Genomic DNA, 14,025 nt, shown 5'->3' with positions numbered 1-14,025 from the left:
AAATAAGGAAGTGAAATAGGTGTGTACATTTTAGATTATTGGATTACATTAAAACATCCTGATATTCTTTTTTATTTTCAAGCATCATTTTTGCAAATGGACAAACGGGCTTAATATATTTATTTTCATTTCTTGCATGCAATACTACACGGTTTACTAATGCCTTGCCCAAACCTTTCCCCCTGTAGCTATTTGCAACTAATGTATGATTAATGATGATACTCCCTTGTTCAGATACCTCTTGCTCATCTGCCACAAATTCTATCTGAGCAACAATATTACCGCCAATTGCTATATAAAAATCGTTACTACAGCCAGGCACAATAACCCTCTCCCATCTTTTATTATTTATGACATCTGTAAAGTATATGAATAGACTGGTTGATTATCGGTATATAACATTTTAGAAGCTAATCCTCATAAGGACTATTGAAGATATAATTGAATACAAATTTTATATTAAAGTCTTAAACTTCGAGACAGTTAAAGTTTCTTTGTCTCATTAAAAGTATATGAATAGCATCTTTTTTATGGCTGTTGTTTTTCACGTAATAATTCCATTTGCATGTTCGGAATTTTCTGTTAAAATAATTAAAACTGAAAATAAGGGTGTAAAGAAGAATGAATTTGGAGTATTTTATAGGGATTGTTCCACCTGAAGAATATTTGGAACGTATTGAGCATTTTCAAAGTAAATGGATTAAACAATCGGGTGTAGAACCACACATAACATTGAAAGCACAAGGAGGACTAACTCCAGATAAACAATGGATTGATAAGGTACAAACCGTATGCGATACCTTCAAACCTTTTCAAGTATCATTAGATAAGCCCAACTATTTTGGAGATAGCGTTTTATATTTGAGTGTTAACTCAACTAACTTACACAAATTGCATCAAAAAATCATTAATGAGATTTCACCGTCAGAAGACTTAATAAAACAGTATTTTGAACTTGATGCCTTTGTACCTCACTTAACTCTGGGGAAAGAAAAATACGGTGGAAATATTTCTACTGGGCTCTCTAAAAAAGAACTAATAGAAATGGAAAAAATAGCAGATAGAGAGTTGAAACCGTACCCTAATTTTACAGTAGATTTTATTAGAATATATGAACTGAACATTGAAAAGCAAAGATATGAAAAATATTTAGATATCTCTTTAAGGTGATCACACATATCAAGGTCTTTTTATGCATTTCTCAACATTCCAACTGTTTTATAATTAGATTTTTTTGAAATAAACATTTGTTCCACGCGTTTATTAAATCCTAAATCTTTTCCTGATTCAAGCCAATGGAACCAATAGAGATAATTTCCAATATTATCCTTAAATCAATTATACCCATTTATACAGGGCACAAACTATACAAAACAGCCTTATTATTAATAAAATCCATCATTCATGTATATATATCCATTTAATAACATTATTATGAACTTTTTTAATAAATATGTTTAAGGATATGCGCTTATAAAAAGAAGCAGTCCAACTCTAAATGAATTGAACCGCCATTGTTTTTCGATTTATTTATATAGATTTATCAAAAATCATCAGGACAGCGTAAGCCCAGCATTAATCTAGGAAAAGGCCTCTTTTAATTCATCACTAATTAAGTGCCATGCCTCTTCAGCCTGTTTCAATTCACCTGTATGAGTAAATGCATGTGCAGCTTCCATGTACCTCTTCTTCTTGACTGTCACCCCAGCTTCTTCAAGCTGGCTTGCATAGTAGTCGGCTTCATCTGCAAGAGAGTCAAATTCAGCAGTGATGATTAAAGCAGGCGGCAAGTCTTCCAAATCCTCAGCATATACAGGAGAGACCAATGGGTTTTCCGCATCTTTCATTGATTTTAAATAGGATTCATTAAACAGTTTTGCCAGTCTGGGTGGTATGGCTTTTTTATGCTTGAATTTCAGGTCCGGATCAGTAGCAAGGTCCAGCGGTGGATAATTAAGGATTTGCTTCACTAAAGGAATCTGCTCTCTCTCCTTGTTCAGCAAACAAAGAGCAGCTGCTAAATTCCCACCTGCACTATGTCCCCCAACTGCTATTCGCTTATTGTCTACCTGAAGGACATTGGGGTTCTCATAAAGCCATTTCAGAATATCATAGCATTCATATATTGCAGCAGGAAATTTGTATTCTGGTGCCAGATGATAATCAATATTCACTACTAAACAACTGGCTCGGTCCGCTATCACAGGACACCACGCATCATCCAATTCAGCACTTCCCATCACAAATCCACCGCCATGCATATTCACAAAAACGGGTAATGGTCCCTCTGTATTCCGGTTTGGCCGATATGTAATGACGCGAGTATTTCCTAAATTTGTTTCAATCAACCGCTCCTCCCTTTCAACGTTAGGTTTTATACTAGGTTTCAGGAAGGAGGCCTGTACCATCTTACGTTCCATCATCCGAATGGTCTTTGCGAGTATTTTTTGATTTAGAACAAGCAATATACACACTCCTTTTATCTGGGACTGTAACAATTGAGTCAAATAGTACGTTTTTGTACAAAAAGTTTTTGTAATATAAATTATATATATATTAAAATAATAATAACAATATTATTATACGGCAGGAGAATGGATATGGAAAAGACAGCTATTCTTTTAGTTAACTTGGGTACACCTGATCAACCAACCACGTCCTCTGTACGTTCGTATTTAAAAGAATTTCTAAGTGACAGTAGAGTAATTGATTTACCTAGGTGGAAATGGATGCCTGTCCTGCACGGAATTATTCTGAGAACACGGCCGCCGAAAACCGCAAAGCTCTACCAATCTATATGGACGAATGAAGGATCACCTTTATTAACCATCTCTATTAAACAAAAACAAGAATTAGAGAAACAATTCGCACATTCTAATATTAAAGTCTCACTTGCTATGAATTATGGTAAACCATCTATAAAGGATGAATTAGAAAAGCTGCATAAATGGGGAATGCGCCGATTAATTGTCGTGCCTTTATTTCCGCAATATTCCTCCACTACTACAGGATCTGTATGGGATCATTTGAACCAAACATTATCTAAATGGAGAGATATCCCGGAAGTAATATTTATACGTGACTACCCTGATCATCCAATATGGATTAAATTATTAAAAACGCGTATTGAACTATGCACAAAAGAACATGGCCACCCTGATGCGGTAGTCCTGTCCTATCATGGCATACCTAAAAGATATGTATCTGATGGTGACGATTATCCATACCAATGCTTAAAAACCACTCAAGCTCTAAAAAAAGAATTGCCAGATCACACTATCATTACATGCTATCAATCTAAATTTGGTAAGGAACCTTGGCTTGAACCTTCAACCAGTGAAACGTTACGTCATCTTGCCAAAAGCGGTTCTAAACATATTCACATTCTCGCTCCCAGTTTTACAGTAGATTGCCTGGAAACACTGGAAGAACTTCAGGTTGAGAATCATACTATTTTTATGGAAAACGGCGGTGAAAAATATCATTATATAGAAGCTGCCAATGACGATCCTTTATTTATTGAATGCCTGATGGATATCATTAAGCCTTATTTGGCTCCAATAAAAATCATTTAGCATAGCAATATTGGAAAATATTCCAATTTAATTTTATCATAACCAGCAAAAAAATAAACAATAAAGAACCAACCCTTTTTCTGGAACGTCCTTTATTGTTTATTTAGCTCGGTTCATGAATTTCTAATCTAGCAACATTTCTTCCATTTTTATCATATATTCATTTAAAGGAACCTATTCCACTAGATAATTTTCTCTCCTAATTAACTCCACTAAAAAAACAGTATGATTATTATCATACTGCCTTAACGAACTATCTTGAAATTTTTAATCATATATAAACTGCTCTTAAATAGGATATCTGATAAAACCAGTCCAATTGCAATCCCAACTGCACAGTAACCAACATTTAAAAATCCGATTAGCGCACCATCATAGTCCTGTAGTGTTAATAAACGAAATGCCTGAAAAGCTGTTATTCCCGGAACGATTGGCACCAGTCCCGGTACATAAAAGACAGTCAGCGGCATCTTAAAAATTCGTGCAGAGATTTGTCCGGCAAAGGCTAATAACAACGAACACACTATACTGGATAGAAATACGCCGTACCCTTCCGTGCTTAAAATCCAGTATCCCATCCAACCGCACATCCCTACAAGTCCTCCTATTGGTATAGACTTGCGCGGAACATTACAAATAACTGCGAAGGATATCGATGATAGAAAGCTAAAAACCATATGAATAAGGATCTGATTCACTATTTCCGCCTCCTAATTGATAAATAAATAATAGACGGTAGCAATACCCGTACCAATCGCACCCGCAATGAAGACAGCCTCCACTAACCGGATTGTTCCTGAGAGATAATGCTTTGCCATCATATCGCGAATAGCATTGGTCATCGCAATTCCAGGTACAAGCGGTGCAACCGTCCCTATCATGACGGAATTTAAATGACTTCCCATTATACTGTTAATATAATAGGCAACAATCCCACCCAAAAAAGCAGCTATGTATTCCACTATGAATGGTGTTTTCATTATTTTAAAGCCAATTAAATAGGTTATATAACACAAAAGGCCACCAATCATACTAGCCGGTAAATCCACAAATGTGCCATTCATAATCAGCATAACGCTTCCGCTCAATACAGCTGTACAAATAAGTCTGAACCATAAGGGGTAGTCAAGCGGGTCCTGATCCACTGCTTTCAGTTCCGAAAGAACTTCCTCAATTGTCAGACGGCCTTCTGAATACATTCTTGATATTTGATTGACCTTCGTTACCTTTTCAAGATTATGATCCCGATTATCGATTCTAACGAAATTCGTATTGTCCAAGCCTATATTCACAAAAATTCCATTAACTGTCACATATGTAAATGCATTTGTTCCATGCTTTATTCCTAGTGAAGTACTAATCATTCTTTCCATTGTATCCTCTACCCGGCTCGTTTCCGCTCCGTTTTCCAGCATAATACGCCCGGCCAGAAGACTGGCATCAATAATAATCTTATTTTTGTCTACTGCCACTTTCGTCAACTCACTTCACATTTAATATCAATCAATGCCTATATATTGTACAATAATTTTTCTGAAAAGATAGAGGTAAAATGAGCGAAAACTAAAACTTTGTTAATAGAGAGGATAAGACTAATAATCTAACCCTATAATTCACTATTTCGCAATGATTAAGTCGATATTCTTGTTATGAATTATCCAATTATCAGGAAATCCATAAATTAGACTAAATTACTTCAAATATTATACTACTGTAATTCAGCTTAAATAACAGGGCTCTGTCCAGACATTTGTTGCTAATAAATCAATAATGGAGACAGCCGACTATAGCTGTCTCCATTATTGATCTAACGCCCCAATTTATATTATTAGGATTATTCATTTGAATTTAGTTCATCTATTGTCTTGAAAATCCTGGAATATACATCTTTTATATGTTCATCATTTTTTTCATCATTATATAAACCATATCCCCACTTTTTTAATGTATCATCATCTTGTGTTGTAAAAATTCCAACAGCATAACTATTACCTGAAGTCCAATTCATTATTTTATCGTATTCCAAATCTTTTTCAGTAAAAGAGACATAATGATTTGTTCTCATAAAAAAGTAAGGGATAGCAGAATTTAAGTAAACATCTGCATATTGACTTTCAGCAGCTTCAAAAGGTTATTTTCCGAAATAATGACAGCATCATAAGAGTTCATTTCTTTGTTTGTCATTTCTCCAAATGAAATTTCTGTAAATTCCACTTGTTCTTCTTTCACTTCCGGTTTTTCTCCAACAACAGCTATCCGTAAGGCATTTCCTTCGTATAACTCGAAATCGGGATTTGAAACACAAGCTGATAGGACAGATATTATCAGTATTAAAAATGCAATATTTAAAGATTTCGTTCCGTTTATTTTCTTCAGTTACTCCTTATATTCTCGTTTATTTACATTATATAGTGATAGATATTTTTCATTTGCATGCTAAGGTCCTTCTCTAGGGAGCGAACAGCTTAGCGGATCGAATCCCTCTCCACTCGCTACTGAGTGATTATATTCAAAAAGTTTAATCAGAACGTTCTCACTGGCTATAGAATCCATTCCCATTCAATGAGAAGCATCCATATTAGACCAACCTAGTTTGAGACGTACTATACATATCTACTTCTCTTATAAAGCAAACTATGTAAAATAGGTGCAAAAGCAATAATATATACGAATAAAGCCAATAATAAAGAGCATAACAGATATGATATTCTAATCTGTTATGCTCTTTATTTAATCTACTTTATGCCTGGATAATTTTTCTCAGCAATAGAGATGATTGGTTAACCTCTTTTTTAGAAATTGCTTAAAAAATCTCTGACTTGATCAGGCGTTTTAGCATTAGCGCTATGTAAATGAGCTATTTTTTCTCCATTTTTATAAACTAATAAGGACGGAATTCCCATAACATTTTCTTTTTCTGCCAATTCGGGTAATTCATCTTTATCAATTGTAAACCATTGTTTATCTTGATGCTCCGTAATAATTTCGTCAATAAATAAATCAAGTCGTTTACAATCTGGACACCAAGTAGTCGTAAATATATTTACTGTTAGTTTATCGCTTTTTATTTGATTATCAAATTCTTCTATAGATGTAACTTGTTGCATTCTCTAAATCTCCCTTCTCTTTCTCTATTACTATAGTAAACATTTTAAATACTTTACACATTTTAAATGCTTATTATGATGTTTACAATAATAACTATTCTCTTCAAAAATTGGTACAATAGGCTTATATAAGGAGATTTCTGTAATGGAGGTTTTTTATGCTATAGTTACATCTAATGTGTATAGAATAAACAGAAGAAGCGATTGATTTATTAAAAAACACACTGCAAGAATCAGTAGAGATGTCCTCATTTGGGTCGCTCGTTCGAATGGGTGTAGTTCTATTCGAATGCAGAAAACAATTTTTACATATAAGCTTACCTTTGCTTCTGCTATTTCAATAAATCCTTTTTCTATTAATCGATATGGTCATTCCCAACAGATCCTTTATTATAGTGTGAATCCGTAAAAGCTAGGTTTGTTCTTTTTCTAAGATATTCATCTATTACTACATACAAAATCGCTGCAACAATCCCAAGATAAGCAAAAAATTTAGTCTCCATTGCTACAAATAAAAATCCCGAAAGAAACATTCCATATACTGTAATTTTTATTAGAAGTCGTGCTTTTTTATGCTGTACTAGACCAGCGATTATTTCTCCAATGATTGATGCTATAAATCCATAAAGAAAAACAAACAGGAATGAATATGGAAATGCCAAGAATTAAAAAAATTTAATTACATTATCACTTTGTTCTCCTAAGATATATGAAGTACCTGTAAGAAATAAGGATGTTAATACAGAAACAATAATAACCGATAGTAAATTTCTTATGATTATCCTAATGTTTGCTCCCCCAGTGCGTTAAACTTTACCGTTACATTGTAGATACTAATTTCTTAATCCATCTTGAATTATCACTTATAAAATTTCCCTTAGCTCTCGAAGTATAAATTAAACGCCTACCATCAAAATAAAATTAGCATATTCGTTATATATTTTCCGCTTTTTACCAAATATTTCTGTGAGTGGGGATTAAATCCTCATATCCTACCCATTCTTAACCCAATCATTTATTTTCTCTGAAGCTAATAGGATATTCTTATGCCCTTTATCTATTATCCGAGTCTTCTCTCCATTTCAATTTTAATAATTTTATAGAATCTCAATTATAAGAATGTTGACATACTTCTAAATTAATGACCATAATATGGGATATGAATTTTTATGAGGAGTAATAGGATGATCACGAAAAGCACACAAAAAGCAACGCCTTTAAGCCCGGATTATGACCCATGGGAAACCTATATGGATATAGAACAATATGGAAAGCTAACCCTTTCTAATATAGAATTTACAACCACAACTCTATGTAATATGCGTTGTGAGCATTGTGCTGTTGGATATACCCTGCAACCGAAAGATCCTGATGCTCTGCCTTTGGAACTAATCTTACACCGTCTGGAAGAAATCCCTGCTTTACGTTCCATCAGTATAACCGGCGGTGAACCTATGCTCTCAAAAAAGAGTGTTGAAAATTATGTTCAGCCTCTATTAAAATATGCACACTCACGTGGGGTGCGAACACAAATAAATTCTAATTTAACACTTCCGTTAGAGAGATATGAAACAATTATTCCTTATTTGGATGTTTTACATATTTCACATAACTGGGGAACCATCGATGATTTTATAGATGGCGGTTTTGCTATGATGGAAAGAAAACCAACTCGTGAACAGCGAGAAGTCTTATTTAATAGAATTATTACCAATTCCCAGGCATTAACGAAAGCGGGAGTACTCGTATCTGCTGAAACCATGCTCAATAAAAGAACGCTCCCCCATTTAGAACATATTCACAAACAAATTGTTGAAGAAATGGGCTGCCAAAGGCATGAGGTGCATCCTATGTACCCTAGTTCTTTTGCATCTACTTTAGAAACACTTTCATTGGATGAAACAAGAAAAGCCATTCACCATCTTCTGGATATTCGTAATGAAAACATTTGGATGCTGTTTGGTACACTGCCTTTTTACCCATGCAGCCAAAACAGTGAAGATCTCGAATTACTGCAAAGATTATATTCAAGTAAAAACGTGACTGTTCGGAACGACCCTGACGGACGATCTCGTTTAAATGTAAATATCTTTAGTGGTGATGTAATCGTAACTGACTTTGGAGATACTCCGCCACTTGGTAATATTAAGGAGCAGTCATTGCCTGTCGCCTATAATAATTGGATGAAATCAAGCCTGGCCGATTCATTAAATTGCCATTGCCCGACAGTAAAATGCCTAGGTCCAAATGTATTGGTTAAAAACGCTTATTATCCAGAAATGAATTTCAAATTAAATAAAACCAATTTATAACGGTTCCATCTTTTAAATACGAACAGACCGCTATTTAAAAAAAGAATGGTCGATTTTTAGAAATCGGCCATTTTTTATGTCTATATAGATAGGAAAGGATCGATTAAACCACCAAACACTTTGTTCAATCCCCGACATCCCTCATTTCTTCTCCATTCTTTTTTATCTTTTGATCAATCTGGTTTATCTAATTTAGTTTGGTGATATTATGGAATTTTAAGGTAAAATTAAATTTAATACCGATAGTTATTAAAGACTGATGATCGAGGTGAATTAGGTGGAACTGGAGCAATCTATTCATTACAAATTTTGGACTGTTTGTTTGGTTCAGAATGGAGATTATGTCCTGTTATTAAATAGACAACACGATCATTTCAAGGGATTTATACCACCAGGAGGAAAAGTAGAGTTTCCAGAAAGTTTTACGGATTCCGCTATTAGAGAAGTGAAAGAAGAGACAGGGTTAAATGTAAGTAATCTTGTCTACAAAGGGCTTTATGAGTATGTCAATCCCGAAAAACATGACAGACATATTATTTTTAACTATTTAGCTACTAGTTTTAGCGGCACATTGTTGCAAAACTCAACCGAGGGTAAACCTGTATGGGTTCATATAGATGAAGCTTCTAATCTCCCTATGCAAGAATCTATAAGAAGAAGATTTCCATTGTTTTTTGAAGAAGGAACATTTGAGATTCAGGTCGAATGGGATAATGAGAGAAATCAAGAAGGTAAAGTTTCTATAAAGAAGACCTAAGCTACTGGTACAGGAGATTCTAGATACTTCTTTTTAATTGCTGTTTAAATAAAATTCTTCCGATAAACCTTAATCATTATAGTACTGTTCCTTATAATTATAGATATTTATGCACTTTCATTAATCAAACAACAACAGCGTCCGATAAACGAACGCTGTTGTTAATTATTGTTAATTAGAACCATTTTTTAACTTTCGCTAGACATTGGTTATGCTTTTTTATGTAGGCTTTGGCTTTTCCATACTTCTTAAATCCACCTTCACCTTTGTTATAAGCACTCAAGGTAGCTTCTTTTAAAGCAGTACCCTTATAACCTTTTTTCTTATATTTCTTTTGTAAATCGGATAACATGTATGTTCCCCAATTCATATTTACGTATGGATCATAGGGTTTGTTCTTTGTCTTTGTAATTTTAGCTAAATTTTTATGGTTAATTTTATTAATTTGGAAATATCCGTAATTACTTCCACCTTTTGCTTTTACTTTCATATTGCTTTCATGCAGCATCACTGCCAGCGTTTCTTTATAATCCAATCCTCTTTGTTTAGTCATTTTATAGAGATATTGTTGTTGAGCTTTAGGCAAAGGAACTTTTTTTGAATACTTAAATCCAGCTAAACTGCTACTTGCTGCATCAGCTTTTTGTCCCGGTATAGTCGTACTTGCGATTAACGCAAAAATGAATAGTAAACTGATAGCAATTTTCCCAAATAGTTTAGGTTGTAATTTAATCATATAAACTCCTTTTCATTAGCAACTTTTTTACTACTTTTTGTTACTCTTGTACTATATCAAAAGTCTTTACCAGAAATGTATGAATTCATCAGATTATAACGTTATTGTAAGGATGATGTCTTCTATGTAATCTGTTTGTAAAATAAGTAGTACAATTTCAATATAAAAATGGAGTGAACTGATTTAGAAATCAATATTCTTCTATATAAAAAGGTTTTACTTTTTATAGGAAAATCTATCATTTCAGTATGGTTGCAATAGCAGCAATTCTCTTAGGGGGGTTGGAAAATAAATAAAAAAGAACCGCACACGCACACCCTTTTTTTAGCCACAAAGCTCTGTACTTCAATTTAATAATCCACGAATAGAAGGTGAATCTATGTTTTTGAACGAGTTAGAAAGATACAGAGAAACAGAAATTCTTCAAGCTGCTACTTTTGCCGCCAGTCTTAAACTACAAAAAGAAGAAGCAAAATTGATAGATAATTGGGTAGAATCGTTGATCGAAATCAATACAAAGAAAGAAATAGGGAGCAAACAAACGGAGGGTTTTTTTTCGATTTATAATACTCTGCAGGAAGCATCAGATTCTTTAGATAGTAGTTCTTTAAAATATATTTTAGGTCGGCTTCTTAAGATTTACGACTCTATGTGGGGCAATGTTTTTTCATCCGTTATAGATCGTACTACATAGAAGATTAAAGAGTATATAGATGAAGCATTTTCTTTAATAGGTTTGATTATATTTGGAAAATAGAAAAACTAAGTAAATTCTTTCATTCTGCTGATTTTTTTATGCGCAATAAAGCTCTTAAATACCTACTGGACCTAAATGAGATAAGAGGATTCCATCATACTATCAAGGATTTCAAGAAAATTATAGGATTTATAAAACCAGATAATACGGATATCATACATTACCTTGTTCATTACAAAGTAAATAATAATCAGGGGTGCTATCAAATTATAAGCTTCATTTTTAATGATCTCAAAACTAATAGTTACAGGACATTCGAAATTAAAAGAGATTGTATAATTTGGTTAGATAATGCTGTTGGCAGTTCACCAAAAAAGCCTTGGTTGGACAAATTAACAGCTATTCAGAAAGAGCTTAAAGATGAGGAACTACTAAAAATAGCTCGTTGGATTTTGAATCATGGAGATTTCGAAAAGGAACAAAGTACAGGATGGACTGATGGAGTTTATAAAAAATTACAAAAATCTTCATTATGGTATTTGGATATTCGAAGTAATGATATTTAAGGAGGTCAGCCATTTAACAGTACCATTAAAACATTTCCGTTTCTTAAAAAAACATATCCATTGGGAATTGCGAGGCTTTTAGATATATTATATATTACAGTTTCTGATCACTTTATGGATTCCATATGCACTTTAAGTGCACTTCTTCATATTTTTCCAAGAAAATCATTACAAATAATTATTATTTAGAGTTATATAATTTAATTGATTTAGCACAAGGGATATATGGCTACTAATTAAAGAGGAAAACAAATAAATGGAGTTGAATGTTTTTTTATTCTATCATGCATATAAAATAGGGATTCATTCAGCTTTTTTTACTTGTCTTCCTATAAGGATTAAATTATTTTAACTTAATACCTCTTGAGATGTAACAAGCTTTTTCAATGCAAGAATATTCCCCAAATGTATTCCTTCATGAAAAATAGTTCTAACGAGGACTTGTTCCACTGTAAACATTCCAGATTCCGTTACAGAATATTCTTCTTCCAGTCTTTCTCCATATAAATCTCGAATCATAAAAGGCTGTACAGCAAGCAGTCTTTTTAAATAATCAAGTTTAGGAACCTCTCCCCTCCAATCTTCCGGGCTCGTACCATAACCAAACCATTCATTAAAATGATTAGGCAGGATGATTGGTTCCTTTGTCAAATGTTGAATCCACAAATATTGATCCAGGTATACATGTCCCAGGTTCCATCGTATATTATTTCGAAATCCCTCAGGTACAATATTCACCTCATCCTCATTCATCGAATCCACCGCCACTAACAATTCATGCCGATAATCAGCCAATTGCTTAAAGAGTACTTCATGTCTTTTTAACATATTCAACCCTCCTAAATTGTGGTATATCCATTTATTTCGAGCTGTGATTGACAATTCCCTTCCTACTTTGTAACCAATTAGAATAACTATTTAAATGAAGCTAAAAATCAACTAAATTACCATTCCATAGTACGAAACCTCTAAAGATAAGAAATTCAATTCAATCAAAAAAACATCCAATCTTGGTTGGATGTTTTCTTCTTTATCAGGAGGACTTTAGACACTTAAGTATAGTAAGCTGCATCGATATACCGTCTGTTATGATTTTTTTCCGTTCCTTTATCTTGTAATTCATTCCATCAACGATAAAATGTCCATTGCCAGAGTAGGCAACATATTTCCCTTGTTTCTCCAACTCATATTTAATGGCAACTACATATTCATTCGCATTTGGATACGTTTCATTCATCCTGAGTATAATTGTATTTCTCTCATCCCGTTTATATTTAATAAACAATAAAAAAGCAATCATAACAATGAATAAAGTTAATATATACACCACGCAGACTACCTCCGCCTCCATATATTAACTTTATTTTATAACAAAAAATGACAATACACCACATACTTTACTATTATTAAGAAATTCACTTTTTATAAACTATTAATATGTACTTGAAATAGAATTATTTTTCATTGATTTAAGAAGACTCCTCAGTCCAGTTTTCTTAAATCGGTAAATGGATAAAAGACATATTTACCTTGTCCTATAACCTGATCCTGTTTAATTAACCCTAATCCATTGCGACTATCCATACTTACAAGACGATTATCACCCATAACAAAATATTCATTTTCAGGAATAAGAATCGCTTCGAAATCTCCATTTGATTTTTCGCCTTCTTCATGGGTTTCTTGTCGATTTTTATCCAGATATCTTTCCTTTTTCTGAACATCATTAATATAAAGGATATTATTTTTCACTTCAATCTTATCCCCTGCTACACCAATTATTCTCTTAATGAACATTTCACTGTTATCACCCTTAATGATGACAATATCTCCTCTATTATATTTCTTTTCTACTAATGATTTACTGACCAGTATTCTCTCTTGATTGCGGAGAGTAGGTTCCATCGATACTCCTTCCACTTTATACGGAGTAAATAGGAAAGTCCTGATTAACATAATGACAGCAACAATGATCAGAATGGACTTTAACCAGCTAAATGTTTCATTTTTCATATTTCTATCAGGAATCAAATAATTCACCTCATCTTTCTAAAAGGGCTGGAACTCAAGTAATAAAACTTTTCAATCCTCCAAGCATATAAGGCATTATTTAAGTTCTTATGTATCCAGTCAATTCTTTATTACATACTATCCAGATATGGCATCAGTTACTCTCTTTCGTTCCGATATCTGACTAAAAACAATCTCCTCATCTTTATAAGCTCGACATACGGTAATTTAGCGTTTCATTAGCAGATTTCTAACAAATTGTTAT

At 33.3% G+C, this 14,025-nt stretch carries 18 protein-coding genes; 6 read left to right on the top strand and 12 right to left on the bottom strand.

The annotated features are described in order from the left end of the window. Positions 1-43: 43 nt before the first annotated feature. A complete protein-coding gene (locus AC4BHA_RS06140) occupies positions 44-352 on the bottom strand; it encodes a GNAT family N-acetyltransferase (protein ID WP_395940463.1) in 309 nt (102 codons plus the stop codon). A gap of 269 nt (positions 353-621) precedes the next feature. Here AC4BHA_RS06140 and AC4BHA_RS06135 point away from each other — a divergent pair, with 269 nt between their 5' ends. Continuing rightward, positions 622-1,170 carry a 2'-5' RNA ligase family protein gene (locus AC4BHA_RS06135; protein WP_066100113.1) on the top strand — a complete coding sequence of 183 codons (549 nt, stop codon included), beginning with the start codon at positions 622-624 and terminating at the stop codon, positions 1,168-1,170. A 410-nt stretch (positions 1,171-1,580) separates the two neighbouring features. On the opposite strand, the gene AC4BHA_RS06130 is transcribed toward AC4BHA_RS06135, so the two are convergent. Beyond that, on the bottom strand, positions 1,581-2,474 hold the full coding sequence (locus AC4BHA_RS06130) for an alpha/beta hydrolase (RefSeq protein WP_373925461.1): 894 nt from the start codon (positions 2,472-2,474) through the stop codon (positions 1,581-1,583). A gap of 126 nt (positions 2,475-2,600) precedes the next feature. On the opposite strand from AC4BHA_RS06130, the gene hemH reads away from it, so the two are divergent. Next, complete coding sequence (gene hemH, locus AC4BHA_RS06125; protein WP_490558298.1) at positions 2,601-3,575, top strand: ferrochelatase; 975 nt, start codon at positions 2,601-2,603, stop codon at positions 3,573-3,575. A gap of 245 nt (positions 3,576-3,820) precedes the next feature. Here the strand turns inward: hemH and AC4BHA_RS06120 are convergent, their stop codons facing one another. From AC4BHA_RS06120 to AC4BHA_RS06095, 6 genes are all read right to left on the bottom strand, one after another. After that, positions 3,821-4,273, bottom strand: coding sequence for a threonine/serine exporter family protein (locus AC4BHA_RS06120; RefSeq protein WP_490551780.1), 453 nt, complete (start codon positions 4,271-4,273; stop codon positions 3,821-3,823). Positions 4,274-4,285: 12 nt separating this feature from the next. Continuing rightward, the gene (locus AC4BHA_RS06115; RefSeq protein ID WP_225983679.1) at positions 4,286-5,047 is read right to left on the bottom strand and encodes a threonine/serine exporter family protein; all 762 of its coding nucleotides are present in this window, start codon (positions 5,045-5,047) and stop codon (positions 4,286-4,288) included. Between the two features lie 362 nt (positions 5,048-5,409). Further along, positions 5,410-5,583, bottom strand: a complete 174-nt coding sequence (locus AC4BHA_RS06110) for a hypothetical protein (protein WP_225983678.1) — start codon at positions 5,581-5,583, stop codon at positions 5,410-5,412. Between the two features lie 80 nt (positions 5,584-5,663). Further along, the gene (locus AC4BHA_RS06105; protein ID WP_225983677.1) at positions 5,664-5,804 is read right to left on the bottom strand and encodes a hypothetical protein; all 141 of its coding nucleotides are present in this window, start codon (positions 5,802-5,804) and stop codon (positions 5,664-5,666) included. A gap of 563 nt (positions 5,805-6,367) precedes the next feature. Then, positions 6,368-6,682 (bottom strand): thioredoxin family protein, encoded by a 315-nt coding sequence (locus AC4BHA_RS06100; protein ID WP_066100123.1) that lies wholly within the window; start codon positions 6,680-6,682, stop codon positions 6,368-6,370. Between the two features lie 356 nt (positions 6,683-7,038). Further along, on the bottom strand, positions 7,039-7,185 hold the full coding sequence (locus AC4BHA_RS06095) for a hypothetical protein (RefSeq protein WP_180349910.1): 147 nt from the start codon (positions 7,183-7,185) through the stop codon (positions 7,039-7,041). A 681-nt stretch (positions 7,186-7,866) separates the two neighbouring features. Between AC4BHA_RS06095 and yfkAB the strand changes: the two genes are divergently transcribed. Beyond that, on the top strand, positions 7,867-8,994 hold the full coding sequence (yfkAB, locus tag AC4BHA_RS06090) for a radical SAM/CxCxxxxC motif protein YfkAB (RefSeq protein WP_140461303.1): 1,128 nt from the start codon (positions 7,867-7,869) through the stop codon (positions 8,992-8,994). 283 nt (positions 8,995-9,277) lie between these two features. Continuing rightward, positions 9,278-9,751, top strand: a complete 474-nt coding sequence (locus AC4BHA_RS06085; RefSeq protein ID WP_490551998.1) for an 8-oxo-dGTP diphosphatase — start codon at positions 9,278-9,280, stop codon at positions 9,749-9,751. Positions 9,752-9,926: 175 nt separating this feature from the next. On the opposite strand, the gene AC4BHA_RS06080 is transcribed toward AC4BHA_RS06085, so the two are convergent. After that, entirely contained in the window at positions 9,927-10,487 is a 561-nt protein-coding gene (locus AC4BHA_RS06080; protein ID WP_066100133.1) for a transglycosylase SLT domain-containing protein, read from the bottom strand. A 385-nt stretch (positions 10,488-10,872) separates the two neighbouring features. On the opposite strand from AC4BHA_RS06080, the gene AC4BHA_RS06075 reads away from it, so the two are divergent. Continuing rightward, on the top strand, positions 10,873-11,181 hold the full coding sequence (locus AC4BHA_RS06075; RefSeq protein WP_140461302.1) for a hypothetical protein: 309 nt from the start codon (positions 10,873-10,875) through the stop codon (positions 11,179-11,181). Positions 11,182-11,282: 101 nt separating this feature from the next. Beyond that, a complete protein-coding gene (locus AC4BHA_RS06070; protein WP_139891193.1) occupies positions 11,283-11,750 on the top strand; it encodes a hypothetical protein in 468 nt (155 codons plus the stop codon). A 348-nt stretch (positions 11,751-12,098) separates the two neighbouring features. On the opposite strand, the gene AC4BHA_RS06065 is transcribed toward AC4BHA_RS06070, so the two are convergent. The 3 genes from AC4BHA_RS06065 to lepB form a co-directional block, all read right to left on the bottom strand. Next, complete coding sequence (locus AC4BHA_RS06065) at positions 12,099-12,578, bottom strand: DinB family protein (protein ID WP_066100145.1); 480 nt, start codon at positions 12,576-12,578, stop codon at positions 12,099-12,101. A gap of 205 nt (positions 12,579-12,783) precedes the next feature. Then, positions 12,784-13,080, bottom strand: coding sequence for a hypothetical protein (locus AC4BHA_RS06060; protein ID WP_066100150.1), 297 nt, complete (start codon positions 13,078-13,080; stop codon positions 12,784-12,786). A 152-nt stretch (positions 13,081-13,232) separates the two neighbouring features. After that, positions 13,233-13,763: a signal peptidase I gene (gene lepB, locus AC4BHA_RS06055; protein ID WP_066102238.1), complete on the bottom strand. Its 531-nt coding sequence runs from the start codon at positions 13,761-13,763 to the stop codon at positions 13,233-13,235. Positions 13,764-14,025 lie beyond the last annotated feature (262 nt).

The organism is Pradoshia sp. Z3_51 (genome assembly GCF_058215915.1).
This window is presented reverse-complemented; position numbering and strand designations above follow the sequence as displayed.